Here is a 25,897-nt window from a genome sequence, read left to right as displayed (position 1 = left end):
GCTGGTGAATTCCCGGAAGGGCGTGTCCATGTGGTCGATTCCCTGAATCTATGCAGCGGTATCGGCTTGTTGGTTATGAAGGCAGTCGGCGCAGCGCAGCAAGGCAAGAGCGGCAAGGAAATCGCAGCTCTGTTGGAAGACTGCCGCAGCCGAGTGGAGACAGAATTTGTAATTGATACCTTGGAATATTTATATAAGGGCGGCCGTTGCTCCGGCATGCAAAATTTCATTGGCAGCCTGCTGCAAATCCGGCCCGTTCTGAAGCTGGTTGACGGAACGATCATCCCTGCCTATAAGGTACGGGGCAAGCAAGAGAAGGCCATTCAACAAATGTTGGATAATGCACTTGCGCAGAAGGATCGCATGGATGACGACCTGATTATCGTCGCCCATACGATGGCCGAAGAAGCTGCCCAGAAGCTGGCTGCTATTCTGCGGGAGCAGACCGGCGTTCGCGAGGTTGCGCTTGCGGAAGCAGGATGCGTGATTTCCAGCCATTGCGGTCCTCATACGGTAGCTATTATGTACATGCGCAAGTCTTGATCCCTTTAAGAGGTTGTTCAAAAAGTCATCTTTTGAAAAACTGACTTTTTGAACACACACTTTAAGCGCATGACCTGTGACAAAGGAGGTTCTCATCTTTATGGGGACGATTAAGTTTTTTGCGGATAGTACCTGTGATCTTCCTCCTGAATGGATCGAAAAATACGATATCGGAATCGTACCGCTTTACGTCACATTCGGGGATGCTACATACCGGGACGGTGTGGATCTTCAAGTTCCCGAATTATATGATCAGGTTGCGGCAACCGGGCGTTTGCCCAAGACAGCCGCTCCTTCACCGGCTGATTTCATAGCTGCCTTCTCGCCTTATGTTGCGGAAGGCAGATCTATTATCTATATCAGCCTCTCCTCCGAGCTGTCTTCGACATACCAGAATGCGCTCATCGCTGCAGAAGAGTTCCCGGTTGGACAAGTCCATGTCTTTGACTCACTGAACCTGTCATCCGGAATCGGGCTGCAGGTGATGAAGGCCGTACGCGCCGCAGAGGACGGAAAATCCGCAGCGGATATTCTGGCCTTGCTCGAAGCTGTTCGCTCTCAAGTCGAGACCGAATTTGTAATTGACTCTCTGGATTACTTATATAAGGGCGGGCGCTGTTCCGGCATGCAGAATCTGGTCGGCAGCCTCCTGCGAATCCGTCCTGTGATCAAGGTAATCGACGGTAAAATGACTCCGGCCTATAAAGTGCGCGGCAGCCGGGAGAAAGCGATGGATCAGCTGCTTCAGAACGCACTGGCCCGGATTCCGGAAATGGACAAGGATCTCATTTTTATTACGCATTCCTTGGCTGACGAGGATGCGGTACAGCTGAAGGCTGCGCTCGCTGATGCAACCCAAGCCCGAGAGATTGCCATATCCAATGCGGGATGCGTCATTTCCAGCCATTGCGGAGCCAAGACCATCGGCATTCTGTTTACCAAGTCCATAGCTCAATAATGTAAAAGTGTTCTTCTCCTCTGCCCTTCACGGCAGCCTGCGGTGCTCCAGATTCCGCGGCTGCTGTGAAGGGCTTTTCACATATCAGGCCTCACCGCGAATATACTTTAGTTACAAGACACTCCGCTAGATCATGATATGGGGAGGTGCTGACAATGTCGTCAACGAATCCGAATGCGTACAATTTCGTCGTCTCCAAGGAGGATTGGTCCCTGCACCGCAAAGGCTACCAGGATCAGCAGCGGCACCAGGAGAAAGTGCGGGAAGTCATCAAGCAAAATTTACCCGACCTCGTGACGGAAGAGAACATCATTATGTCGGACGGAAAGCAGATTATCAAGGTTCCCCTGCGGAATCTGGAGGAATATCGCTTCATTCATAATTTTCACAAACAGAAGCATGTCGGTCAGGGAGATGGCGACAGCCAGGTTGGCGATATACTGGCAAAGGATAGCCCCAAGGAGGGCGGTAAGGGCGGCAAAGGAGACAAGGCCGGCGACCAGCCGGGGGTTGATTATATCGAAGCAGAGGTCAGCATGGAGGATCTAGAGGATCTTTTATTCGATGAGCTTGAGTTGCCTTTTATTGAAGATAAGGATAAAAAGGAGCTCGACGCTGCCTCATTCCGTTTTAACGATGTTCGTAAAAAAGGGCTGATGTCCAACATTGATAAGAAACGGACGATTCTGGAGAATCTAAGGCGCAATGCGACCGCGGGCACGCCGGGCATCCACGGCATTTCCCCGGACGACCTTCGCTTCAAAACCTGGGAAGACATCCTGATTCCGCGTTCCAACGCAGTAATCATCGCCATGATGGATACAAGCGGCAGCATGGGCACCTTCGAAAAATACTGCGCACGCAGCTTCTTTTTCTGGATGACCCGGTTTTTGCGCAGACAGTATGAAAAGGTAGAGATTGTCTTCCTGGCCCATCATACAGAAGCCAAGGAGGTCACCGAGCAGGACTTCTTCACACGCGGCGAGAGCGGCGGTACGATCTGCTCCTCGGTCTATCAGAAGGCGCTGGAAATCATTGATGAACGCTATCCCCCTTCCAGCTATAACATCTACCCGTTTCATTTCTCTGACGGAGATAATCTCACTTCTGATAATGAACGCTGCCTCAAGCTGATTCAGGAGCTTCTGTCCCGAACCAATATGTTTGGCTATGGCGAGGTGAACCAGTACAACCGGGGCAGCACGCTGATGTCGGCCTACCGGAATTTGAAGCAAGACCGGTTCATGTACTATGTCATCAAAGAGAAGGGCGAAGTATACAGTGCGTTGAAGCAATTTTTCCATAAACGGGAAAAGGGGGCGCTGTCTTGAGCAATGAGATGACGCAACTGGAGTATGCCATCGCAGAAATTATGGAGATCGCGGACGGCTTCGGGCTGGACTACTATCCGATGCGGTACGAGATCTGTCCGGCCGACATCATCTATACCTTTGGCGCCTATGGTATGCCTACCCGCTTCAGTCATTGGAGCTTCGGAAAAATGTTCAATAAAATGAAGATGCAGTACGACTTCGGCCTGAGCAAAATATATGAGCTGGTCATCAATTCCAATCCTTGTTATGCTTTTCTGCTGGAGGGGAATTCCCTCATTCAGAACAAGCTGATTGTCGCCCATGTGCTGGCCCACTGCGACTTCTTCAAGAACAATGCCCGGTTCTCGAACACGAACCGGGACATGGTCGAGAGCATGTCCGCAACCGCGGAGCGGATCAGCAAATACGAGCTGCAGTACGGAGCCGCAACTGTGGAGTCCTTCATTGACGCTGTGCTCGGCATTCAGGAGCATGTGGATCCCCAATTGATCCGCCCCATGCGCTACGATAAGCGAAGACAACTGGAGGAGCAGCATCGCCGGAGCAAGGAAGCCTTGCAGGGCTCCTCCCCCAGCGGTCCTTATGATGATCTGTGGGGCCTGGATTCTATAGAAGAGGCGACGCCAAAATCTCCGCCCGGCAAACCGGGAGGGCCGGATGTCTCCATAAGCTTCCCGCCCAAGCCGGAGAAGGATATCGTCTGGTTCATTCAGGAATACTCGGAAGCGCTCGAGGATTGGCAGCGGGACATCATGAGCATGCTTCGGGAGGAGATGCTCTACTTCTGGCCGCAGATGGAGACAAAGATCATGAACGAAGGCTGGGCTTCGTATTGGCATCAGCGCATCCTTCGGGAAATGGATTTGACCAGCGAGGAGACGATTGAATTTGCCAAGCTAAATGCATCCGTCGTTCAGCCCTCCCAGCAAAGCCTCAATCCGTACTATCTTGGACTGAAGATTTTTGAGGATATAGAACGTCGCTGGGACCGTCCTACCGAGGAGGAGCAGGTGCGATTGGGACGCGAGCCCGGGAAGGGACGCGAGAAAATATTCGAGGTCCGGGAGCTGGATTCGGACATTTCCTTCCTTCGCAGTTATTTAACTAAGGAATTGGTGCGTGACCTGGATTTATACATTTTCGAGAAGCAAGGGCCGGAGTGGAAGATCACCGACAAGTCCTGGGAGCATGTCCGCGATCAGCTTGCCCTGTCCAAGGTAAACGGCGGTTCTCCCTACATCGTCGTAGCGGATGGCGATTATCAACGAGCCGGCGAGCTGCTTCTTAAGCACCAGTACGAGGGCATTGAGCTGGATCTGAAATACCTGGAGCGAACCCTGCCGCACGTCTACCGCCTATGGGGCAAGAGCGTCCACTTGCAGACCGTGGTGGAGGGCAAAACGGCGCTGTTTAGCTATGACGGGGAGAAGCATTATCGGAAGATTTTGTAGCCACATGTGAAGTGTTTCTCTTCACACTTATGCCTTTCTAAGGTAAGATGACGAGCAGTCTTTCCGCATTTGTGGGCAGACTGCTTTTTTTGCATGCGAATAGCGTTATAATAGAAGTCAAGAAAAAACAGGAGGAATACGATGAAAACAATCCCTTTACAGCAGCACGGTATTCCCGCCAGTCAGCTTGTGCTTGGCTGCATGCGCATGGGCGGAGACTGGGACAAGAACAGTCCGATCACAGACGCGCATTACAAAGAAGGACAAGCTGCGGTTGAAGCTGCTTTGGAAATCGGCATCAATATGTTCGATCATGCTGATATTTATACTGCCGGCAAGGCGGAACAGGTGTTCAGCCGCGTTCTGAGCAATCAGCCCGGGCTTCGAGAGAAGATCATCCTCCAGTCCAAATGCGGAATCCGGTTCGAAGACGAGCAAGGCCCGCACCGCTTTGATTTTTCGGAGCAGCACATTCTGAACAGTGTTGACGGTATTCTAAGCCGTTTGGGCACAGAATATCTCGATATCCTGCTCCTTCACCGTCCCGATGCGCTCATGGATCCGGAGGAGGTTGCATCCGCCTTCCATAAGCTGAAGGCATCGGGCAAGGTACGGCATTTCGGCGTGTCCAATATGGGACAAGGCCAAATCAAGCTGCTTCAACGTTATTGCGAAGAGCCGTTCGTTGCAAACCAGCTTGAAATGAGCCTGCGGAAGCTCGGATTTCTAGAGGTTGGAACGCATATTAACCAGGAGGAAGCCAAGCAAAATGTGTTCCCGGAAGGAACACTGGAATTCTGCCGCCTGGAAAATATTCAGCTTCAATCCTGGGGTCCGTTGGCTCAAGGCATCTATTCCGGACGCCCGCTCACGGATCAGCCTGAAAGTGTCGTGAAGACGGCAGAGCTCGTTCAACAACTGGCTAAGGAAAAGGGTGCGACCGCCGAGGCGATTGTTCTCGCCTGGCTGATGACCCATCCTGCCGGAATCCAGCCGGTGATCGGCACGATTAACACCGACCGGATCCGCGCCTGCCGGGAGACGGCCACGCTGCGCTTAACCCGTGAAGAATGGTACTCGCTATATATTAGCTCACGAGGCAGAAAATTGCCTTAATACATGAAGCAGCAGCCCTGGATCAAGAATGATCCCGGGCTGCTGCTCCTTTTATCGTTTATTTTCTACCATATCGCTTTAATCGCTAACCCGCCACCCGATCAACCGGTGAACGGCAAACAGAGAAATCAGCGTATAGACTAACATGACCAGGCAATCCAGCATAACCCCTGTAGTCCAACCCGCTGTCAGAATGGTCCGCATGGCATCCGCCGCATACGTGGTAGGCAGTACATAAGCGAGCCATTGCAATGGAAGGGGAAGCTGTTCCATCGTCACCATAACCGGCGAGAGAAAAGAGATGACCATCATTAACGCCTGGCAGAGCATATTGGTAAATTGAAAGGTTGGCGACCAGAACCCGAGCAAGATGCCTATGCCAACCACACTTGTCAGACTCAGGACCATAACCGGCAGCAATCCGGGAGACAGCGTAAGCTGAATATCATAGATTACTTGCGTCAACACCCCCAGGATCAACAGGGAAGGAACCGTGTTCATCAGCCCCCTGAGCAGATTCGCAATCACAAAGTTCTGCTTCGATATAGGCAGCGACGCATAGAAAGTAAAGTGATTCTGGTGCTTCTGCATGGCAATCTCTTGCCCGAGTGAATTCATGCCCATAACAACCAGCCCAAATACCAGGTTGCCCGCAATGATCTGAACAATCATATCTTCGCTGGGATTCACGGTATAGAAACGCATAAACAGAAAAGTTGCCAGCGGATAGAGCGTAGCCATCAGAATAATCCACATCCAGCTGTCCTTCACAGTTGCAAACTGAATCCGGAACAATATGGATACTTCCAGCCGCCAGCGAGCGAATCTACCGGATATCCGCGGCAGCCCTGTATCTGCAGAAGGCATCAACGTATTCATGCGCCCGCCCCCTCTTTGCCTTCATGATCAATATGAAAATAAACATCTTCAAGGCTTGGAGGCAGCACTGAAAATTCATCGATGGGCAGCTCCTCACTGGATACAATCATGCTCAGCACATCTCCCGCCTCCTCTTTATTCACCAGCAGATTCATTCGATTGGCTCCGTGCCGCTGAATAATTCCCCACCCTTTCAGGACTTCTTCAACATCGTCACTAGCTCCATACGCCGTTTGAATCTCGAATTTAATCCGCTGATCCACACGCTGCTTGAGCTTGGTCACACTATCTAGCGCAAGCAAGCGTCCATGATTAATGACGGCGACCCGATCAACGACCTGCTCTGCCTCCAGGACGTTATGGGTGACCAGAATAACGGTAGCTCCTTCGAGATTATATTCGCTGATCAACTCCCAGACGAGGCGGCGTTTAGCGGGATCAAGCTCGTTTGTAGGCTCATCAAGAATTAGGACAGGGGAGTGGCCGATCAGCGCCGTACCGATCCCGATCATCCTCTTTTGGCCTCCCGACAGCCTCTTCAGCTGTTTGTCTCTTGCTTCCGGAATTTCAAATCGCTCCAGCAGCTCATCCGCCTCCCGCATAGCCTGGGATTTAGGCATTCCCCGGAGTTGACCGGTAAACACAAGCGCCTCCCGGGCGGTGAGGGCATTCAGAACATGGGGCTCCTGGGCGAAATAAGCCACCTGGCCGGCAACCGTTCGAGTCTGCTTATAAACATCAATCCCCTTATAGAGCACCCTGCCCTCTGTAGGCTTTAGATGACCGACCAGTTGCTTGATTAACGTTGATTTGCCGGCGCCATTCGGTCCGAGCACCCCGACGATCTCCCCGCGTCTGATCTGCAAAGAGATCTCCTTGTTCGCTTTATATTTTCCCTTTTTATAAACCATGCTGACTCGCTCTGCCTCATACAGTATCTCTTGCACGATTGGCCTCCCCTTTCACCGCAACAGCATATCCTTACTTAGATCCATGAATGAGCCGAGCCGGTCTCGGTCAAGCACATAATAAATACGATTGTCTGCGCGGGTTATCCGGATTAACCCGAGATCAATCAACAGGTTCGTATGGTAGTTAATCGCGGCAGGGGTCAGTGATAGCAGGTGTGCAAGCTCCCCGCCATATCGGTTGCCTTGTTTAAGCAACGCTATGATCTCCAGACGCCGTTTATCGGAAATGACCTTGAGGAATTGCTCCACGGTCCCCTTATCTTCCCGCTGCAAAGCCAAGGCGTGATTGCGGTGGCCTAGAATCAACCAGCTTGGATGATCCTTCTCATTGAAGTGACGGAAGTCGACTCTAATCTGTGAGATATAGCTGACATGGACCCGCGTAGGCTTGGCGATCAGTTCCGGGCCTGAATTGGCAATTTCGCGGAAGGCCTTCTCAGGCTCCGCAAGGAAATAGTCCTCAAATGCAGCGGCTCCCTCTCTTCCCAGCTGTCCCAATTGATCCCGTAAGAGGGTAAATCCTTGCTCCAGAAAAGCTTGCAGCAGCAAGAGCGTTCTTTGCTTGAATTCCTCGGGAAACTTCACAGCCTCCAGCAACTCGGCATGGTATTCTTCATCCGCCAGCAAGCGGGACTGGACCAGGGACACCAACAATTCTCTCTTTCGGCTCACCTCGGCAAAGGGATGCTCCCCCCGCCAATCCGGCGTTTCATGGGCATACATAGATTCCGCCAGCATCGCTGCCAGAAGAAGCGCATCCTGCTCCTGATACCTTGCCAGATAAGCTTCCGCAGTCTCGACCTCATCATCGTCGTAAAATACCTGACTAAGCACGGCGTCCAAACGGTCATAGATCGTCGATTTTCCGAAGTAACGGGACATCTCCCGCTTGATATGGGGCGAGAGCCGGCCATGAACCTGCTCCAGCATTTCCGAAAACTGCTGATCCGGGACGAATTGAATTTCACGGGCTATTCCGGGAATATACTCCGCCTTAGCGGTCATCGTTAGGGCTGCGATAAATTCAAGAGGTTCCCAATACCCAAATTTCATCTTTTGCTTGATCAGTCCGTTATCCATAGCTTCTTCTCCTAATGATATTTAATTTGTATTAAACATTATTTAATATTAGTTAAGTATTAATTAAACACATACTAGCATCATTTATTTTTCATGTCAATCCAGATTGTATGGAGCTTCATCAATACACAAAAAAGAGGGTGTTCCTAGACCGTCCCAGATGATTAGGGACACCTTTTCCAAAGTGAGGTTACGCCGTGGGTTGCGAAACAAGTGTCAAAAGGCAATAAATTGCTGGCATGGGTGTTTCATGCGGAGAAACAAGTGCCGTAAGGCATTTAAATTGCTGACGTGGGTGCTCGTGAATGCTCGTACGGCGATAATAATGCAGAATGTCACTAAAGCTTTGAGGCTTGTCGAAAGCAAGTTTGGAGGTCGGGTGGATTTCCCTCGCTCCTCAAATTTGAACAAGGAAGCCACAGCGGACGCAAGAAACCAAGGAATCAAGCGAGAAAAGGCCGCTTAACTTCTTGGTTTCTTTATGAATATCACTCTATTTTGTTATTAAGGCTGTACAGAATTTTACTTTCGGGACACCTTCTCTTTGTAAAGCAAGTTGAGCAAGAGTTTATGTTAAGCCTGATAGCCAATTTTCCCATTCACAATCGTCATTCGCACCCGGGCATCCAGCAGTTGCTGCGGATCTCCTTCAAGCTCACGGTCCAGCACGGTGAAATCGGCGAATTTGCCGACTTCTATCGAGCCGCGCTCGCGAGCTTCTCCGGCGGCAAAGGCGCTGCCGCTCGTAAATAGCGCGAGGGCTTCAGCCGTCGTCAGCTTCTCTTCGGGCAAGTAGCCCTCATGGCTTTCCTCCGGCTTGCGGCGGGTAACGGCCGCATGCATTCCAAGCAGCGGGTTCAATGGCTCAATCGGCGCATCGCTGCCGCCTGCGCATACAATCCCCGCCGCGCTTAGCTTCTTCCACGCGTACAGGTATTCTGTGCGCTGCGGACCCACCCGGTCCAGCACCCAAGGGAAATCGCTGGCCACGAACCGCGGCTGGATGTCTGCTGCCAGCGGGAGCGTTGCCATCCGGCGCACCAGCCCCGCATCCAGCACCTGGGCATGGATCAGCCGGTCGGGCAACCGGCTGTCCTGCGCCAGCGGGAACTGCTCCATCGCCCGCAGGGTCAGATCGGCGGCCCCGTCGCCGATTGCATGCACGGCGATGGGGAAGCCCTGCCGGCGCGCTTCGCGGACAATGGCAGCGATCCCTTCCTCGGAGTGGATCGCCATGCCCCGGGTCTGCGGAGCATCGCTGTACGGCGCCTGCAGCAGCGCCGTGCGGCCGCCGATCGCCCCGTCGGCGAAGAGCTTGACCGCGCCGATGCGCAGCCACTCATCCCCGGCGCCGGAGCGCAGTCCCCGTTCCTGCGCCTCGGCCAGGAACGGATAGTAGATGAGCTGGTGGGTCCGGAAGGCGATGCCTTCCTCCTCCCGCAGCTCATGACAGATTTGCAGCATCGTCTCGATGCTGCCCAGGAAGCGCAAATCCTCGGTATGCGCGGCGGTTAGCCCCAGGCGCAGCGCATCGAGCCATGCGCGGCGGATGGCCTCTTTTTTCACCGCATAATCCGGCTCCGGCTGCACCTTCGTAAAGGCGGCGGATGCTTCTTCATAAACCCAGCCATTCAATTGCCCCGACTCATCCCGGCCAAAGGCCCCCGACTTCGGATCGGGTGTGTCTGCTGCAACGCCTGCTCTATGATATGCCTCTGTATTGGCGAGATAAGCATGGAAGCATGTCCGCGTCAGAAAGATCGGATGCCGCTCGCTGACTGCATTCAGCTCCTCCAACGTAGGGGCTTCTGCCGGTGTGAAGTTGTTCTCGTTCCAGTTCAACCCCAGGATCCATTCTCCCGGCGGCGTTAATGCGGCCCGCTCACGTAGGAGGCGCAGCATCTCCTCCTTGGAGGCAGCGCTGCTGAAATCGAGCATATCCAGCTTCATGCCATGCATCGACAGATGCATATGGGCATCGCTCAGTCCGGGCAGCACGACCGCGCCCTCCCAATCAACTGTCCGGACACGCCGTCCGGTGAGCTGAAGCTTCAGCTCTTCCTTTCTGCCGATGGCCTTAATCCGGCCTTCCTCTACATACACCGCATCTGCAGCATTCAAGGCTTCGGTATCAACTAAGCTCGTCCATTTCCCGTTTATATACAATGTGCCTGCGGACACTTTAACCTCTCCCTTGCGTGCATCTGTTTGATATAGTTCATCTACCACAAATCCATTATCACTATCGACCCGACTGCAACGGCGTATACCCTGTCTTCTCGATCAGTTCTTGCCCTTGCGGAGAGAGGATCCATTCAATCAGCTTATCGACATTCGGATTGTCGCTCCCCGCCGTCACGGCATAAAACTCTGAAGCCAGCGGGTAGTCGCCGTTAGCAATGGTCTCCCGATTCGGAGTGACTCCATCCATCTCTAACAAGCGGATATCTCCGTTCCGTACCATTTCAGTCGCATAGAACAGGAACGAAAAGCCCAGCGCATTCTTATGGTTCCTATAATCCGCCGTCCTCTGAATGATGCCGCCCATGCCGGACACCACATCCTCGCTTGGCGCCTCTGCCAGCTCCCGGCCTTCCATGATCTTTTGCAGCATCGTCTGACTTCCGCTGCCCTCCGGTCTTTGAAAAGCACGTATTTCTTTATTCTTTCCGCCAACCTCGCTCCAGTTCGTGATCTCGCCCGAGTAGATGCCGAGAAGCTGTTCCGTCGTCAATCCCTCCACCGGGTTGTCCGCATTCACAAAAAACACAAATGCCTCCCGCCCGATCGGGGTCAGCCTCAGTTCCAGTCCGTTTCTGCGGGCCGCTGCCTTCTGCGGCTCGGACGGAGCGGCGGCAAAAATAAGATCCACTTTACCCTCGATTAAATTTTTATACGCTTCAGGCGTGGTGTTCACCATCACTTCGCTATCCTTGTAGGAATATTCCCGTTCAGGATACACAGCCTGCGCAAATGCCGCATACAGCGGATAGAGCGCTGTTGCCCCGTCAAGCCTCGGAAGCTCTGACGTCAGCTTCAAGGAGGAAGGCTCACTCAGTTCAGCCAGCTTGCTGCCCTCTCGAAAAGGCATATAATGATCCATATCCACTTCCTGATCACTAACTACAGGAATGCTGTTATAGTAAGCTTTCCAGACTTCATGTCCTGCCGAGGCCAGCGCCGCAATGATGATAACTCCCAGTAAAGACCACCTCAGAATCCGATGAAGACGTGACGTTATGAACATAAATAGAATTACAAATATAGCCGCAGCCCCTGTACCAATCAATATAAGTGCCGAATAGAATTGATCAATTCCCATTAGTGCCGTGAACCCGTATATGACAAGGCCTGCAAAGGCAATTCCGCAGACAGCTACAATACTCAAAATAATTTTTACGATGATCTCTCCTGCTTGCTTCGCCATGACGTCCCCTCCTCATTGATTAATTATTCCATTGCAGATACAGCAATCCCTGCTCTTCATATGTACAAACCTTGAAGTTTATCCCCTTCATGCATCGCTTCATTCCCCCGCTCATAAGTTGTATAGGAGACTAGCCTGACAATCCATCCCAGAGGGGTGATTTCCGTGACAACCATTACTTACAGCTCCCGAGCGCGTTTTTTCCGGCGGCTATGGCAAAAAAACATTCATATCCTGGCTGGCTCTCTAATTCAGGGCTTTGCCATGGGTGTATTTTTATTTCCGCATGCGATCCCTGCCGGCGGCTGTGCCGGGCTCGCTATTTTACTCTACCATAGTCTGCAGCTCCCGGTCAGCATCGGACTCTGGGCCACCAATATTCTGTTTCTTCTGCTCGCTGTGCATCATTTGGGACGGGTCAGCGCTGTAGGCACGATTATCGTCATCACCGCAACGGCGGTATCGGTTAATTTTTTTCAGGTCTATCTCCACTCCCCCTTTTCAAATGTATGGCTGGATTTGATAGCAGGCTCTGTCTTTCTTGGCGCGGGAATCTCGGTACTGCTGCGGGAGAGGTTCACTAACGGGGGCATCGGCTTCGTCGCGCTCGCGCTCGCAAGGCGGCGCAAAGTCAACCCCGGATCTACCCTGTTCTGGATGAATGCCGTCATTTTTCTGCTTACAGCTGTTGTCATTGACTGGAGTATCATCGTTCTTGCCCTGCTATGCCAGTGGATCTCTACAAGAATTGTAAAAATGGCATACTCCCCTGTCATGCTGCTCAAGCGGCCGCTGTATTTCGGGGCATGGCGAAAAAAGTAACGCTAAAAAGCCAGTTCATCCTCCTCAGGATCAACTGGCCCTCAGTCTAAACATTAGCGGTTCAGCAAACTTCCTACATAACGTAACAGCTCGTTCGCGCAGACCGGGCAATAGCCATGCTCGTCGATCAGCCGCTTCGATACCTCGTTAATCCGCTTCAACTGCTTTTCATCAGGCGTTTTAGTCGACGTTGTGATTTTGACGATGTCCTTCAAATCCGCAAACAGCTTCTTCTCGATCGCTTCTCTCAGCCTGTCGTGATGATTGTACTCAAATTTCTTGCCCTTGCGGGAATAGGCCGAAATCCGAATCAAGATCTCTTCCCGGAATGCCTTCTTGGCATTTTCCGAGATCCCGATCTGCTCTTCGATCGAGCGCATCAGTCTCTCATCGGGCTCCATCTCTTCATCGGTCAGCGGATCACGGATTTTCGTCCAGTTGCAGAAGGCTTCGATATTGTCCAGATAATTCTCGAACAAGGTCTTTGCCGACTCTTCAAAGGAATAGACAAAGGCTTTCTGAACCTCTTTCTTGGCGAGCTCATCATATTCCTTTCGGGCAATGCTAATATAGTTGAGGTAGCGCTCCCGCTCCTCCTTCGTAATCGAGGCATGCTGGTCAAGACCGTCCTTGATCGCCCGCAAGATGTCAAGCGCCCCCATGCAGTGCAAATCCTGCTTGATCAGCGCGCTGGAAATCCGGTTAATCACATAGCGGGGATCTACCCCGGACATTCCCTCTTCCAGGTACTCCCCTTGCAGTTCCTTCAAGTCTGCATCCTTATACCCCTCTACCTCTTCACCGTCATAAAGCCGCATCTTCTTCACGAGATCGACACCTTGCTTTTTCGTCTCTTTCAGGCGAGTAAGGATGGAGAAAATAGCTGCCGCGCGCAGCGCATGCGGGGCAATGTGCACGTGATTCATATCGCTCTGCCCAATCAGTTTGGCGTAGATCTTCTCCTCCTGTGAGACCTTGAGATTATATGGAATTGGCATGACAATCATGCGGGATTGCAGCGCCTCATTTTTTTTGTTGGCAATAAACGCTTTGTACTCCGATTCGTTCGTATGAGCGATGATCAGCTCGTCGGCCGAAATAAGAGCAAATCTGCCGGCCTTGAAGTTTCCTTCCTGGGTCAGTGAGAGCAGATTCCACAGAAATTTCTCGTCACATTTCAGCATTTCCTGAAATTCCATCAGTCCGCGGTTCGCTTTGTTTAATTCGCCATCAAACCGATACGCACGGGGATCCGACTCAGAGCCATACTCTGTAATCGTGGAGAAATCAATGCTTCCCGTCAGATCGGCAATATCCTGGGACTTCGGATCCGACGGACTAAAGGTCCCGATCCCGACCCGGTTGTCTTCGGATAGCAGCACTCGTTCTACCGCCACCTGCTCGATGTCGTTTTTATACTCATTTTTCAAGCGGAGCTGGCATACCGGGCATAAATTACCTTCGATCCGAACTCCCAGCGCCTTTTCCACCTCAGGCCGAAGCTCATGGGGAACCAGGTGAAGGGGATCTTCATGCATCGGGCAGCCGGATATCGCATAGACCGCTCCCTTTTCCGTGCGCGAGAACTTCTCCAGTCCCCGCTTTAGCAGAGTAACAATTGTTGATTTACCGCCGCTGACCGGTCCCATTAGCAGCAAAATCCGCTTGCGTACGTCCAGCCTTCGCGCTGCGGAATGGAAGTATTCCTCGACCAGCTTTTCAACCGCACGATCCAGTCCGAATATTTCCTGTTCAAAAAATTTATACTGCTTGCGGCCGTCCCTTTCCTCCACCCCGTAGGATTCAATCATGGCATACACCCGGGCATGTGCCGTCATGGCAGGGGATGGATCCTTGACCAGCAACTCGATATAGTCCTTGAATGTACCGTTCCATGCCAACGATTCACTTTCCGCCCGATAAGCTGATATGCGTTCAAAAATTTCCATGCTCGCTACCTCCTGTACTCCGCTAGGTGTGGTTAGCATCTATCCTCAAGTGATCTGGCGGCTGATGAAGCCGGGCTTATGTCTTAAGTAATACAATCCTATGCAAAGGGAGCGGATAAGTTGACCTTGGGATACGATATAATTTTTCTATCCCTCACATTTATAGTACGTGTTCAAAAAGTCAATTTTTCAGCACGGAGAGGGATCTTCTTGACACACCTCTTCCCGATTTAACGGACATTATGTCTTCTTAGAGCTAATATTTGAGGTGGATGGAAATGTAACGGACATTTTGTACACTTAGCTAGTAGATTTGAAGAGGAATGGGTGGATTAAGAGTTCTAAGTGGCGAAAATGTCCGTTAGCGATCAAAGTAGTCTGAAGCGGCTTGCTAACAGTCCAAAATGTCCGTTAGAGGACCAGTCGGTATGTTTTGCTTCCTTCCTTCTCTGATGCTAGGAACGAAGCAGTTACACAAGGGAGGCACTGCGACGCGCAGCGGATGTAACGTAGGTGTGGAAAGTGATCCCGCATTTGAACAATCTCTTATAGTTCATTTGGATACTACTTGGCAGAGAAGAAAGGGAAGATCGCAATGGCAGTCCAGTACGAAACCGAATTATATGCTCCTTTGAAGGCTTTTTTTGAGCAGAAGGGGTATTCGATTAAGAGTGAAGTTAAGCACTGTGACCTGGTAGGCGTGCATCCGGAGCGTCCGGAGCTCCTGATCGTCGAAATAAAGAAGACCTTCAATTTGCCTCTTTTGCTGCAAGGGCTGGAGCGCCAGAAGCTAAGCAGCGAAGTTTATCTGGCCGTAGAACGTAACCGGAGCAAACGTGGAGCCCATAATCAGCGCTGGAACGAGATCACCCTGCTATGCCGCCGGCTCGGGCTGGGATTGATAGCGGTCACCCATTATAAGACTAAGCCGCCGTTCGTAGAAATCCTCTGTGCTCCCGGCGATCATGTCATTGTACCGGCTGCCAAGGTCATTAAACGGCGCTCTGAGCGTCTGCTCAACGAGTTTCATGAGCGAAGCGGGGATTACAATGTCGGCGGAAGCCATGGCACGAAGCTGGTAACCGCCTATCGGGAAAAGGCGCTTCGGATGGCGCTTGTCATGCGGGATCATCAGGGAATTGCGCCGCGCGAGGTCAGGGATGCCAGCGGTGTCGGGAATGCGGCAAGCATCCTGCGCAGCAATTATTATGGATGGTTCATTCGCGTCAGCCACGGGAAATACGCCCTTACGCCTTCGGGCATCGACGCGCTGTCTCAATATGCGGAAGTCCTTGAGGGGCTGAGCTTGATTGCCTCAGCCAGATCCGAGGAAGGATCATGATTCGTAACGGGCTGTGAACGAGCTGACCTCTTCCTCCAGGCGTTCCAGCCCTTCGGCAATTTGCTCCGGGCTAAGGCCCTCAAATTGGAGAAGGATTGCATCCTCGCACTCTGACTCACTCCCTACGGCCACCCCTCTAAGCAGCGCCGCCTTCCGAAGAACTGCCGGATGAAGCCCGGACGGCAGCTTCAGCCTTACTGCCGGTAATGATGTTCTCTGTACTTCCTCCTTTAATAACAATAATAAACGTTCATCCTCTTTTTCCCATGCAGGCATCCATTCCAGGATAGCCTCCTCCGTGATGATAGAGCTTTTCCCATCCATGAATGAGATAAACCGCCCCTCTTCCAGATGCTCCGCCACTTCACGTTTCTGTTCAGCTGGCCAGCCGGACATGAATTCCTCCAGCCATTGCTCCATGTCGCTTCCCCCCGTCTATGATCATTACAACGATTGTACATGAGCATAATTTGTCCTTACAAATTGCGCTTGAAATGCTTCTATTCTATGAAACTTGCAATCCTTTTGCACTGAGAGAAGGTGCGTGATAGAATGTAGACTGGAAATAACAACCCAGAGGTGATCTCATGTCTTACAACCCGAGTGACAGCGCCGAGACCCTTTCCCGAAGCAAGAAGAAACGAATTTCTCCGCTTGCCGTAATCCTGATCTGGATCATCTTGATCGGAGCAGGGGGAACCGGCGCGTATATGTATAGCAACCATTTAAAAGAAACGATGCTGCTAGAATTGGATGCGGCCATGGCTGCACGTACCGAAGCGATGAGAACCGAGTATTCAGCACAGCTGACCCAGCTTGCCAAGGAAGTGGACGAGCTTGAGTCTCAGGTCCAGAGCTTCAATGAATTGCTGGAATTCACCAAAGACAACACTACGAACAAGACGGATAACAGCAACCAGCTGTATACCCAGCTAAGTCAGGTACAAAAGCAGCTTGCTGAACTTCAGAAGAAGATGGACCTGCTTAAATGATGATGGATACAAAACGGATTAATCGCTTCTTCCTGCTGGCAACAGGGCCGCTGCTCGGGCTGGTACTTGCCTTGCTGATTGGAGGAGCCGGCATAGCATGGACAACGGACGTAGAGGGTCTCACACAGGAGACAAATATTCCTGAGGTAACTAGCAGTATCGGCAAAGACCTCGCCCAAGCGGAGGAGGCTGCCAAGCTGACGGCTTCTTCCTTGAAGGAGACCGCTGAGCTGTATCACAAGACAACCGAAACGATGGCCTCCATCAAGAAAACCGCTGCTTATACAGCGAATCGCCCGGAAGTGATCTATAATAAACGGATTACTGCCAAGCTGGGCACGCCTTATCAGACTATTCAAAGCGATAATATACGGATCGAGCTATATAAAATCAACCCTGGAACTTATAAGGGCTATGCGATGAAAGTGAAGCTTAAATCCCCCGATGCGATGAAGATGACGCTTGGGAAGGATGTGTTTGGAGGAGCGGAGACCACGCTGCAGGCCGCCAAGCGATACGGTGCCGTAGCCGGAATCAATGCGGGCGGCTTTGCCGACTCTGACGGCAAGCGTTATCCTATGAGCACGACTGTGCTGGACGGCAACTATTTGAGCGGCTTTCAACCGACCTACAAGGATTTGTTCTTCGTCGGCATGAACCCCTCCGGACAATTAATCGGAGGCAAGTTCAAGCAGAAGGAGGAGCTGGATAAGCTTCAGCCGCTGTTCGGCGCAACGTTTGTGCCTATTCTCCTGAATAATGGCGTAAAGGTAACGATACCTGACAAGTGGAAGAAGTCCCCGCTTCGAGCGCCGCGTACGGTCATTGGCAATTATAAGGATGATCAGTTGCTCATCCTTGTCATTGACGGACGGGATGAGAAAGGAAGCTCCGGAGCCACGCTTGAGGAGGTACAAGCCAAGCTGTTTAATTTCGGTGTCCAGGATGCCTATAATCTGGATGGCGGAGGCTCGTCTTCGCTTGTCGTCAACGGAAAGGTTGTCAACAAGCCTTCTGATGGGAAGCTTCGTCCGGTCCCTACCCATTTTCTGTTCTTCAAGTAGGGGATTGGTACCAAAGATTTAAAGTCTACTGTGATATATATCAACAATTGATTTATTTTTAAAATAATCGAGGGTATAATAAGGGAAGGAATATCGGATTAACTACGGAGGTGCGTGACCGTGTCTTTCTCGCTAACGTTTTGGATTATCACACTGGTTCTTGCTATGTTTCTATGCGGTATTTTAACCTCTTCCTACAACGACGATAAAACAAAAGGTCTATAAAGAGGTAGTTCAAAAAGTCATCTTTTGATCACGAAGATATTCAAGTGGTTGATTCGACATCGAATCTTGCGTTCACCCTAGAAGTCCGGTACTCATGTAGGTTCTGCCTACACTCCGTTCCTCCTTCTTCGGGTTCTCGCAACCTTCTCGGTGCTGAAAAGCTGACTTTTTGAACACGGACTATAAGAAATAGTTCAAAAAGATCTCTATGAATATAAATAAGCTTCCCTTGGCGGGAAGCTTATTTATTTCCTAGGACCTCATCGCTCCTAAGCAAGCTGATTCATTTCGTGCAGGCATTGTGTGCAGATGGAACGTTCCTTGAATTCAGAAACCTGCTCCATGGATCCGCAGAAAACACATTTCGGACGGTATCTTTCCAATATGATGTGGTCACCTTGTACCAAAATTTCTACAGGATCCCCTTCATTCATTTGATATCTCTTTCGCAGCGATTTGGGCAAGACGATTCTTCCCAGTTGGTCCACTTTACGAACCACACCAGCAGGCTTCATACAGTGTAACACCTCTCCTGTAACATAAGTTATGTAAAAATAGAGCAAAATACCTATCTTCTATATATCAATTCGATACAATTTACAGGATTCCTGCTTCTTCGCTAACAATCGACAGATTTTATTCCATTCCCGGATAATCCAGCTGTCTTAACGCCTCGTACACGATGATTGCCGCGGAATTGGACAGATTCAAAGATCTCACCTTGTCCGTCATCGGCATCCGCATCAGCGTGTCCGGATGTGCAGCTAAAATTTCGGGAGGAAGCCCTTTAGTCTCCTTGCCGAATACAAAAAAGTCGCCATCCTGAAATTCAAAATCCGTAAACCGCTTCTTCGCTTTGGTCGTGGCAAAGAAAAAACGGCTGCCGGCATATTTCTCCTCCACTTCACGGAAGGAATCGTGATATTCGATATGCACCGCATACCAGTAATCCAGACCTGCACGCTTCAAGGTTGCGTCATCTGTCCGAAAGCCAAGCGGGCGAACCAGATGCAAATGGATTCCTGTTGCCGCGCAGGTTCGCGCAATATTGCCGGTGTTAGCCGGGATTTCAGGTTCTACAAGTACAATATGCAATGCCATGTTGATCAACACCTCGGAGAATGTATTTCCCGTCTTGGAGAAGCTCCAAAATAAAGCGGCAGCCCTGAAGGAAGCCTTCTGCTGCCGCTTCGGTCATTCTCCTATTATACCTTAACCATGCTGTTTCTGGAAATCAGCCATAAAGTCTGTCAGAGCCTTCACACTCTCGTAAGGCACCGCATTATAGATGGAAGCGCGTAACCCCCCTACACTGCGGTGGCCCTTAAGTCCTACGAAGCCTTCTGCTTCCGACTGCTTGATAAATTGCTTCTCCAGCTCCTCCGAGCCGAGACGGAAGGTTACGTTCATGATTGAACGGTCCTTCGGATTCGCGCATCCCCGGTAAAAGCCGCCGCTTTGATCGATCGTTCCGTACAACAGGTCAGCCTTAGTCTGATTCTTCGCTTCAATTCCTGCAAGCGCTCCTTGCTCTTCAATCCACTTAAGCACTTCGTTCACCATATAGATTCCGAAGGAAGGCGGCGTGTTATAGAGCGAGTCATTCTCCGCATGGGTGTCATACCGGAAGTAAGTTGGCAAATGGCCCGGAGAATTTTGCAGCAGCTCTTCACGGGCAATCACCACGGTCACACCGGAAGGACCCAGGTTTTTCTGAGCACCGGCATAGACGAGCCCGAATTGATTCAGATCAAACGGACGGCACAGGATATCGCTGGACATATCCGCAATCAAAGGCACACCGCCTGTATCCGGGAATTGATGGAACTGGGTTCCTTCAATGGTCTCATTGGAAGTAAGGTGCAGGTAAGCCGTATTCTCCGGCAAGCTCAGCTTGCTGACATCCGGGATCGACATATACTTGTCCTCTTCTGAGGAGGCCGCAATAAACGTGCTTCCGAGGAGTTTAGCTTCTTTGATTGCCTTGTTTGCCCAGCTGCCGGTCTTCACATAGCCAGCTGTCTTGCCTTCAGACAACAGGTTCATCGGGATCATGGCAAATTGGGTAGTCGCTCCGCCTTGGAGGAACAGCACCTTATAACCCTTCGGATTTCCCAGCAGTCCCAGTAGGCGGCTGGAGGCCTCGTGATGTACCTCTTCATATACTTTGCCTCGGTGAGACATCTCCATAATGGACATGCCTGTCTCCTTGAAATCAACAAACTGTGCCTGTGCACGCTCAAGTACTGCAAGCGGCAGGGCAGCTGGTCCCGCATTGAAATTGTAAGCTCTCTTTGTCATTGCTCCCATCCCTTCTCTTCCGTGTCAAGCCTGGTCCAAGTTTTAGGATTATCATAGCAACTATTCTTTTTTCCAGCAAGACGATATTTCTCTTGAGCATCAATAATTTGCAGAATTGACACATTAACGCTTTATTTTATCAAAGTGAGTGGCTATTTTGTATTTTCGGAGAAAAATTCATACGTCCTCGTCCACTTGATGCATTGCCCTGGTTCCGCTTCAATCCTGTAGAAGATTTCCGGCGAGACAACATAGCTCCGTCCCCACACCGCTGCATAGGATACCTCCAATCGGCTGACCTCCCGTACCCCTGCACCGCTTGGAAGGTGGAACAACTCCCACAAATAGGGCTTGCGAGTCCCATCGTAACCTCCCGTCCGGAAATAGAACTCGTGCTCAGGCACTTTTTCCCATATCACCCTTCCTGCATCGAACATCAATTCTTCACTTGTCTCTGCCTCGTCAACCTCGGGCTGCAGGGTTACCGGGAACTCCAGTCTATAATCGGGCCCGATGGAGCAACCGTTAATATTCAGAAAATTGTGGCAGTACTCCTCTGTAGACAGCTTCTTCTGTCCTGTATTATGCAGACTGTACTCTATAGACAGGCTCTGCCCATCAATGGAAATTCTCTTTTCAAGCAACGCTGCATAGCCTTCGCACTCCTCCGGCAGGGTTCTGAAGGTAATCTCTTCCGGGCTTTTCTGCTCAATCTCGACTTTAAAGGGCTGGACCGGATAATCTTTATAAAAGAAATACGGACCTTCATCGGTACGCGTCAGCAGCCCTACCCCAAGCTTGGGGAATTGCTCCCCCGGCTTCGTGTCCTGATACCCAATAGCCTCCTTGATACCAAATTCATGGCAAAGCCCCATTCCCCCGCCCTGTCCTTCAGTCAGATTCTCCGAGGTACAGAAGCTGTGCCCTCCATCAAGCAGGGTGATACCCGTGATCAATCCGTTCCATTCAAATCGAGTCTCGCGATAGCCTTCGCCGGGCTCGGCAATATCGACGGTCAAAATTCCATTTGTTAATTGGTACGCCATTTTTGAGGTCTCCTTCTTTCTTATCAGAATAGAAACCCCGGAAGCCATCAAAAGCCGCCAGGGTTTCCTGTAAGGGATACTAGATATTAGACTAACGTCACTTCAATTTCATGCGCTTGCCCTGCAGGAAGCGATGCAAGCAGCGAGCGCGCGATCGAAACCCGGCCCTCTGCGCCTTCATAGTGAACAGCTTCACGGTTCAAGGTTACTGAGCCAATCTTGTAGTCACCGTAATCTGCATTATTCTTATTGATGTAGCTCACCTTCAACAGTACGCCTGCAAATAAAGTCTCCACGGCAGCACGTCCGGATGCATCAAATTGGGAAGCAACAAGCTTCGGCTCCAGAACCAAATCTCCATAATGCCCCTTAACGCCAAAGACTTCGGTGAGCTGAGTCAGCAGCAACCAGCTTGCAGAACCCGTCAGATACGTATACATTCCGCGGCCCTTTTCATTGATATATTCAGGTACACCCGGGTACATCCGGCTCTTCTCAAAATCACGGGACAGGATATAGATCGAATTCAGCACCTCATAGCCTTCCTTGACAAAGCCCCGCTTATAGAGCGCATTAGCGTACATGACCGTCATATGACTGAACATGGCGCCGTTCTCCTTATGCCCGAAGGCAAAGCCGAATGCCCGCCCCAGGTTTTGCTGGATCCCGCCGAAGCGGGAATTCAGCCGGTATCCGATACTTGCATCCTTCAAATAACGGTCCACAGCTCGAACGATCTTCCCAACCTGATCATCTGTCGCGATGCCGCCCATGACAGGGAATACCTGCCCGGTCAACGTCATGCGGACCCCTTCGGGATGATCCCCTTCTACGCGTTCTCCGTCATTATTATAATAGCCGTTAAACCATTCATGGCCTTCCTGGTTATGAATCCATTCATTCCTGCGAAGATGATCGGTAAGCCAAGCGGCTTTACGCTTCAGGTCGGCGGCGGCTTCGCTAATATTCAAGCTTACCTTCTTGCCTGATATCGATGGTACCACACGTTCATAATACCGGTCCAGCAAGGAACGCTTCTCGGAGATACGATCATAGGACACAGCCTCGTCCGTGATCGTGTCGAATAACACCAGCATCTCTTCGGCAATCTCAATGGTTTCCTGCCCGCGTGCTTGCAGTGCAAGCAGCAGCTCGGATATTTCGAGCAGATTGCTCGCATAGAAGGCCGTGAACGCCACGCTCTCGCCGCGCTTGGCCGCCATATCCAGACCGTCGTTCCAGTCCGCCCCTTCAAGCAGGATATTACCGTGTTCGCCAACATGGAAGAAGGTCGTCATATTTTGCAGCAAAATATGCTCCAGCAAGCTTCCCTCATAGATTTGTCCGTCGCGCGTTAGCAGCTTGTTGCCCTGCTCTGGAGTCCAGCTTGCATCCCGATCCTTGCAACGCTTTACGAACAGATCGCGGAAGTAGGTCTGCGGCTGCAGCAGAAGCTCCACATCACCGCTCTGATGGATGTATAGCAGTGTTGTCAATAAAGGCCATGCCCCATGATCCATCCAGACGCGCGGAATATTGTTCCGGTCCGCCACAAATTCGCCGGGCTTGCTTCCGATAATCGTCGCATTGCTGCCGTCAATACGCACCCCTGCATAGTTGTTCAGCAGGAGATCCCGTACTTCCTCCGGCTCCATCACCATCAAGGCGAGGCAATCCTGCCACAGATCCCGCCAGCCCCGGCCGCCGCGGCCATAATCATGATAGGGCAAGAAGGAATTGCCATACAATCTGCGAAGTACCGGCTGCAGTGTAACCCATTTCATCCACAGATCATGACTTTCATCCCCGGAGTTGAATGCAAGCGTGCCCAGCTTCTCCTGCCAGTAGCTCTGATTTTGCTCCAATAGGGTGTTGAACGCTTGTTCGGACAAGTAATCTGCCGCGATTCTCGAGACATCAAGACGATCGTCGGTGATCAGCATAGCCATAACGTAAGCCGCTGATTGCCCCGGCTCCAGCTTCACCGTATTGAAGCGAATCGCCCCGATAGCTTCATATCCTTCCAATCGATCGCCTGCAACTGCGGTTGGCTGAGCATTGGCTACCACCGACTCCGGCCAATCGAGCGCCCCTCCCTCGCCGATAAAGCTCTCTGTTTCCGGAAATAGTCCGATAGGCGCTCTGCCGGAAGCCTCTGCGCCCAGTACGCTATAAGTCACTTTATTCACCCGGTGCCCGCGTTCATCAAAAGAAAGCGCAGGCTGCACTTCCAGACCAAACTCCGATACAAACAGCCTGTGCAGCAGGGAGGTGACATGGCGATGGTCGCGCAGATCATCTGCTGAACGCCCATAGATCGGGATCGCTCCCGTAGGGGTCAATGTTAGCGGCTCTGCGCCCTGGTTGGTAAGCGTGACCTTCATCAACTCCACCTTGTCTCCTGTCATCGGAACAAAGTTGATCGTCTCCGCTTTAAGTCCATTTGTACGATGCTCACGGGTTACCTTATGCCATAGAAAACCGGCTTCAACGGAGCTGGCTTCCTTTTCCTCTGCATATAGCTCGCTTTGCTGCCTAGGTGAATTCCCGCTGACAGACCAGGCCCCTTCCCCTTGGATGTACACCCAGAAATTCCGCGATGCTTTCGAATTATGCAGATCCATGACCGATACCGGCTCGGTCAAAAAAGTATTATGCCCCGAAGTGACCTGCCCGTGCAGGTTCGGTGTGATGGCCGACATCATCCCTGCCTCATTCACTAACGGAAAATACAAGCCCGTATTCCGCTCCGGTTGCTCTAGCGCAAACTCTCCTTCATCTCCCTGAAAAAACCATGCCCGATTCTTCATAGCTAGACTCCTCTCAATCCATTTACGAAATATTTTCGTTAATTCAATAAAATACACGCTGAATATTGTTATTTTCGAAATCGGTTTCGCTCCACTTTATTATGGCACTATTTATGGCGGCTTGTAAATACTATTTAGCAACGCAAAACTATATATTTGACGTCCATGTGATAATGATCTACACTTACATCACGAAAATATTTTCGTAAATTATAAAATTGGTGGATGAGCTATGAATATCAAAACAATTGCCGAATTAGCCGGTGTCTCGGTCTCGACCGTATCCAAGATCCTGAACAACTATAGCGATATTTCGGATGAAACCAAGAGCAGGGTCCTCCAAATCATTCGGGATACCGGATATGTGCCAACCAAATCAGCCAAGCTGCAGGAGCGTTCGTCCTCCGGATTGATCGGGGTTATTTTTGCAGGCAGACAAAATATTGACTTCAGCCACCCTTTCTTTGCAGAGGTCCTGTCCTCCTTCAAACGCCAGATCGGCTTCCTCGGGTATGACCTCCTGTTCTTGACGAATGAGAGCCCGGACTCTTCCCACGGAGATTATCTGACCCGATGCCGCCAGTATCAGATTGATGGCTGCCTGATCATATCCGGACAGGATGTAGAGCCTGCGATTGACGAGCTGGATCGGAGCGAAATTGCGTGCATGGGCATCGATCTTGAGCTGCTGGGAAAGAGATCAGGCTATATCATGTCGGATAACTATAAAATGTCTTACAAAGCGGTTGAGCATTTTTATTTGCTGGGATACCGTGAGTTTGGATACATCGGAAGCACAATGGAATCTAAAATTTCTAATCTGCGAGAAAAAGGATACACCGATGCGCTTGAAGGCTTCGGCTTGAATGTGAATAAAAGCTGGTTCGTGAACGGAGATAGCTTCTACGAGGAGAGCGGATATCAGGCGATGAAGGCCATGATCAAAGCCGGCAGTGTGCCTCAGGCTTTGTTCGCCGCTTCAGATTTACTGGCAATTGGGGCTATGCAGGCGCTGAAGGAGCATCATTATCAGATCCCGCACGATGTTGCGATCATGGGCTGCGATGATATTGAAGCCTGTAAGTACACAAGCCCTAGCCTGTCCACGGTCCGGCAAAATAAGGATAAAATCGGCAAGCTGGCGGCCGCCCTGCTCTATGATTTTATACACACCGAAGCTGAGACAGGCAGTATTATAGTGGAACCGGAAATTGTCATCCGGGAATCTTGCGGCGGGTGAATTTTTTGAACACGCACTAATAGTAAAGCTTCAAACGGCTGGACAACGCGCTCAGCCTGTCCGGATCGATCGGAGACAACCCCTTTCTCCCGAAGCGGATATCTGAACCGAAATGAACCTCGGATACCTTTGTTTCTGCAATGAAGCGGTCCACCGTTTCCAACGTCAGTCCATAACCCGCCAAGATGACAAGCGAACTGCCGCAAGCTAGTTCTACCAGTTGCCGGATTTCGGAAGCTGCCTGGGGCGCAGGCAAAGGCCCGCCCGAGGTTAATACCCGGCTCACCCGGGGGTATCGCAGTAAGGTATGCAGGCCTTGAGGGATCGTATAACTTCGTATAATGTAT

At 51.1% G+C, this 25,897-nt stretch carries 23 protein-coding genes; 10 read left to right on the top strand and 13 right to left on the bottom strand.

Annotated elements, in window-relative coordinates; translation table 11 throughout:
* The 5 genes from TX85_RS27230 to TX85_RS03100 form a co-directional block, all read left to right on the top strand.
* Positions 1-543, top strand: a 543-nt coding sequence (locus tag TX85_RS27230; protein WP_044477678.1) for a DegV family protein, incomplete at its 5' end; no start/stop codon positions are given.
* A 100-nt stretch (positions 544-643) separates the two neighbouring features.
* Positions 644-1,501, top strand: a complete 858-nt coding sequence (locus TX85_RS03115; protein WP_044477677.1) for a DegV family protein — start codon at positions 644-646, stop codon at positions 1,499-1,501.
* A gap of 155 nt (positions 1,502-1,656) precedes the next feature.
* Positions 1,657-2,832 carry a sporulation protein YhbH gene (gene yhbH / locus TX85_RS03110; RefSeq protein WP_044477676.1) on the top strand — a complete coding sequence of 392 codons (1,176 nt, stop codon included), beginning with the start codon at positions 1,657-1,659 and terminating at the stop codon, positions 2,830-2,832.
* A gap of 8 nt (positions 2,833-2,840) precedes the next feature.
* Positions 2,841-4,286, top strand: a complete 1,446-nt coding sequence (locus TX85_RS03105) for a SpoVR family protein (RefSeq protein ID WP_187375148.1) — start codon at positions 2,841-2,843, stop codon at positions 4,284-4,286.
* Positions 4,287-4,427: 141 nt separating this feature from the next.
* Positions 4,428-5,402 (top strand): aldo/keto reductase, encoded by a 975-nt coding sequence (locus tag TX85_RS03100; protein ID WP_044477674.1) that lies wholly within the window; start codon positions 4,428-4,430, stop codon positions 5,400-5,402.
* 78 nt (positions 5,403-5,480) lie between these two features.
* Here TX85_RS03100 and TX85_RS03095 read toward each other — a convergent pair whose 3' ends face one another.
* The 5 genes from TX85_RS03095 to TX85_RS03070 form a co-directional block, all read right to left on the bottom strand.
* Positions 5,481-6,281, bottom strand: a complete 801-nt coding sequence (locus TX85_RS03095; protein WP_049894769.1) for an ABC transporter permease — start codon at positions 6,279-6,281, stop codon at positions 5,481-5,483.
* Entirely contained in the window at positions 6,278-7,228 is a 951-nt protein-coding gene (locus TX85_RS03090) for an ABC transporter ATP-binding protein (RefSeq protein ID WP_187375127.1), read from the bottom strand. The genes TX85_RS03095 and TX85_RS03090 overlap by 4 nt, the downstream gene beginning before the upstream one ends.
* A 15-nt stretch (positions 7,229-7,243) precedes the next feature.
* Positions 7,244-8,332, bottom strand: coding sequence for an ArsR/SmtB family transcription factor (locus TX85_RS25195; RefSeq protein WP_049894768.1), 1,089 nt, complete (start codon positions 8,330-8,332; stop codon positions 7,244-7,246).
* Between the two features lie 573 nt (positions 8,333-8,905).
* Positions 8,906-10,453, bottom strand: coding sequence for an amidohydrolase (locus TX85_RS03075; RefSeq protein ID WP_392391830.1), 1,548 nt, complete (start codon positions 10,451-10,453; stop codon positions 8,906-8,908).
* 121 nt (positions 10,454-10,574) lie between these two features.
* The gene (locus TX85_RS03070) at positions 10,575-11,759 is read right to left on the bottom strand and encodes a PstS family phosphate ABC transporter substrate-binding protein (protein WP_044477672.1); all 1,185 of its coding nucleotides are present in this window, start codon (positions 11,757-11,759) and stop codon (positions 10,575-10,577) included.
* 165 nt (positions 11,760-11,924) lie between these two features.
* Between TX85_RS03070 and TX85_RS03065 the strand changes: the two genes are divergently transcribed.
* Positions 11,925-12,581, top strand: coding sequence for a YitT family protein (locus TX85_RS03065; protein WP_233500593.1), 657 nt, complete (start codon positions 11,925-11,927; stop codon positions 12,579-12,581).
* A gap of 53 nt (positions 12,582-12,634) precedes the next feature.
* Here the strand turns inward: TX85_RS03065 and TX85_RS03060 are convergent, their stop codons facing one another.
* Positions 12,635-14,530 carry a PrkA family serine protein kinase gene (locus TX85_RS03060; protein WP_044477671.1) on the bottom strand — a complete coding sequence of 632 codons (1,896 nt, stop codon included), beginning with the start codon at positions 14,528-14,530 and terminating at the stop codon, positions 12,635-12,637.
* A 595-nt stretch (positions 14,531-15,125) separates the two neighbouring features.
* Between TX85_RS03060 and TX85_RS03055 the strand changes: the two genes are divergently transcribed.
* A complete protein-coding gene (locus TX85_RS03055) occupies positions 15,126-15,872 on the top strand; it encodes a DUF2161 family putative PD-(D/E)XK-type phosphodiesterase (RefSeq protein ID WP_044477670.1) in 747 nt (248 codons plus the stop codon).
* On the opposite strand, the gene TX85_RS03050 is transcribed toward TX85_RS03055, so the two are convergent.
* Positions 15,867-16,292 (bottom strand): hypothetical protein, encoded by a 426-nt coding sequence (locus tag TX85_RS03050; RefSeq protein ID WP_044477669.1) that lies wholly within the window; start codon positions 16,290-16,292, stop codon positions 15,867-15,869. The two genes, TX85_RS03055 and TX85_RS03050, sit on opposite strands and share 6 nt — an antisense overlap.
* Positions 16,293-16,459: 167 nt before the next feature.
* Here TX85_RS03050 and TX85_RS03045 point away from each other — a divergent pair, with 167 nt between their 5' ends.
* Both TX85_RS03045 and TX85_RS03040 read left to right on the top strand, forming a co-directional pair.
* Entirely contained in the window at positions 16,460-16,864 is a 405-nt protein-coding gene (locus TX85_RS03045) for a hypothetical protein (RefSeq protein ID WP_044477668.1), read from the top strand.
* Entirely contained in the window at positions 16,861-17,928 is a 1,068-nt protein-coding gene (locus TX85_RS03040; RefSeq protein ID WP_044477667.1) for a phosphodiester glycosidase family protein, read from the top strand. The genes TX85_RS03045 and TX85_RS03040 overlap by 4 nt, the downstream gene beginning before the upstream one ends.
* A gap of 494 nt (positions 17,929-18,422) precedes the next feature.
* Here TX85_RS03040 and TX85_RS03035 read toward each other — a convergent pair whose 3' ends face one another.
* The 5 genes from TX85_RS03035 to TX85_RS03015 form a co-directional block, all read right to left on the bottom strand.
* Positions 18,423-18,668 carry an AbrB/MazE/SpoVT family DNA-binding domain-containing protein gene (locus TX85_RS03035; RefSeq protein ID WP_044477666.1) on the bottom strand — a complete coding sequence of 82 codons (246 nt, stop codon included), beginning with the start codon at positions 18,666-18,668 and terminating at the stop codon, positions 18,423-18,425.
* Positions 18,669-18,789: 121 nt separating this feature from the next.
* On the bottom strand, positions 18,790-19,254 hold the full coding sequence (trmL, locus tag TX85_RS03030) for a tRNA (uridine(34)/cytosine(34)/5-carboxymethylaminomethyluridine(34)-2'-O)-methyltransferase TrmL (protein WP_044477665.1): 465 nt from the start codon (positions 19,252-19,254) through the stop codon (positions 18,790-18,792).
* Positions 19,255-19,365: 111 nt separating this feature from the next.
* Positions 19,366-20,454 (bottom strand): 3-phosphoserine/phosphohydroxythreonine transaminase, encoded by a 1,089-nt coding sequence (gene serC / locus TX85_RS03025; RefSeq protein ID WP_044477664.1) that lies wholly within the window; start codon positions 20,452-20,454, stop codon positions 19,366-19,368.
* Positions 20,455-20,606: 152 nt separating this feature from the next.
* A complete protein-coding gene (locus tag TX85_RS03020; protein WP_044477663.1) occupies positions 20,607-21,500 on the bottom strand; it encodes a hypothetical protein in 894 nt (297 codons plus the stop codon).
* 86 nt (positions 21,501-21,586) lie between these two features.
* On the bottom strand, positions 21,587-24,310 hold the full coding sequence (locus TX85_RS03015) for a GH36-type glycosyl hydrolase domain-containing protein (protein WP_044477662.1): 2,724 nt from the start codon (positions 24,308-24,310) through the stop codon (positions 21,587-21,589).
* A gap of 232 nt (positions 24,311-24,542) precedes the next feature.
* Here TX85_RS03015 and TX85_RS03010 point away from each other — a divergent pair, with 232 nt between their 5' ends.
* Positions 24,543-25,550: a LacI family DNA-binding transcriptional regulator gene (locus tag TX85_RS03010; RefSeq protein ID WP_044477661.1), complete on the top strand. Its 1,008-nt coding sequence runs from the start codon at positions 24,543-24,545 to the stop codon at positions 25,548-25,550.
* A 16-nt stretch (positions 25,551-25,566) separates the two neighbouring features.
* Here TX85_RS03010 and TX85_RS25695 read toward each other — a convergent pair.
* On the bottom strand, positions 25,567-25,897 hold a 331-nt coding region (locus TX85_RS25695), incomplete at its 5' end, for a copper homeostasis protein CutC (protein ID WP_316244868.1).

Source organism: Paenibacillus antibioticophila (genome assembly GCF_000455265.1).
Taxonomy (GTDB): domain Bacteria; phylum Bacillota; class Bacilli; order Paenibacillales; family Paenibacillaceae; genus Fontibacillus; species Fontibacillus antibioticophila.
This window is presented reverse-complemented; position numbering and strand designations above follow the sequence as displayed.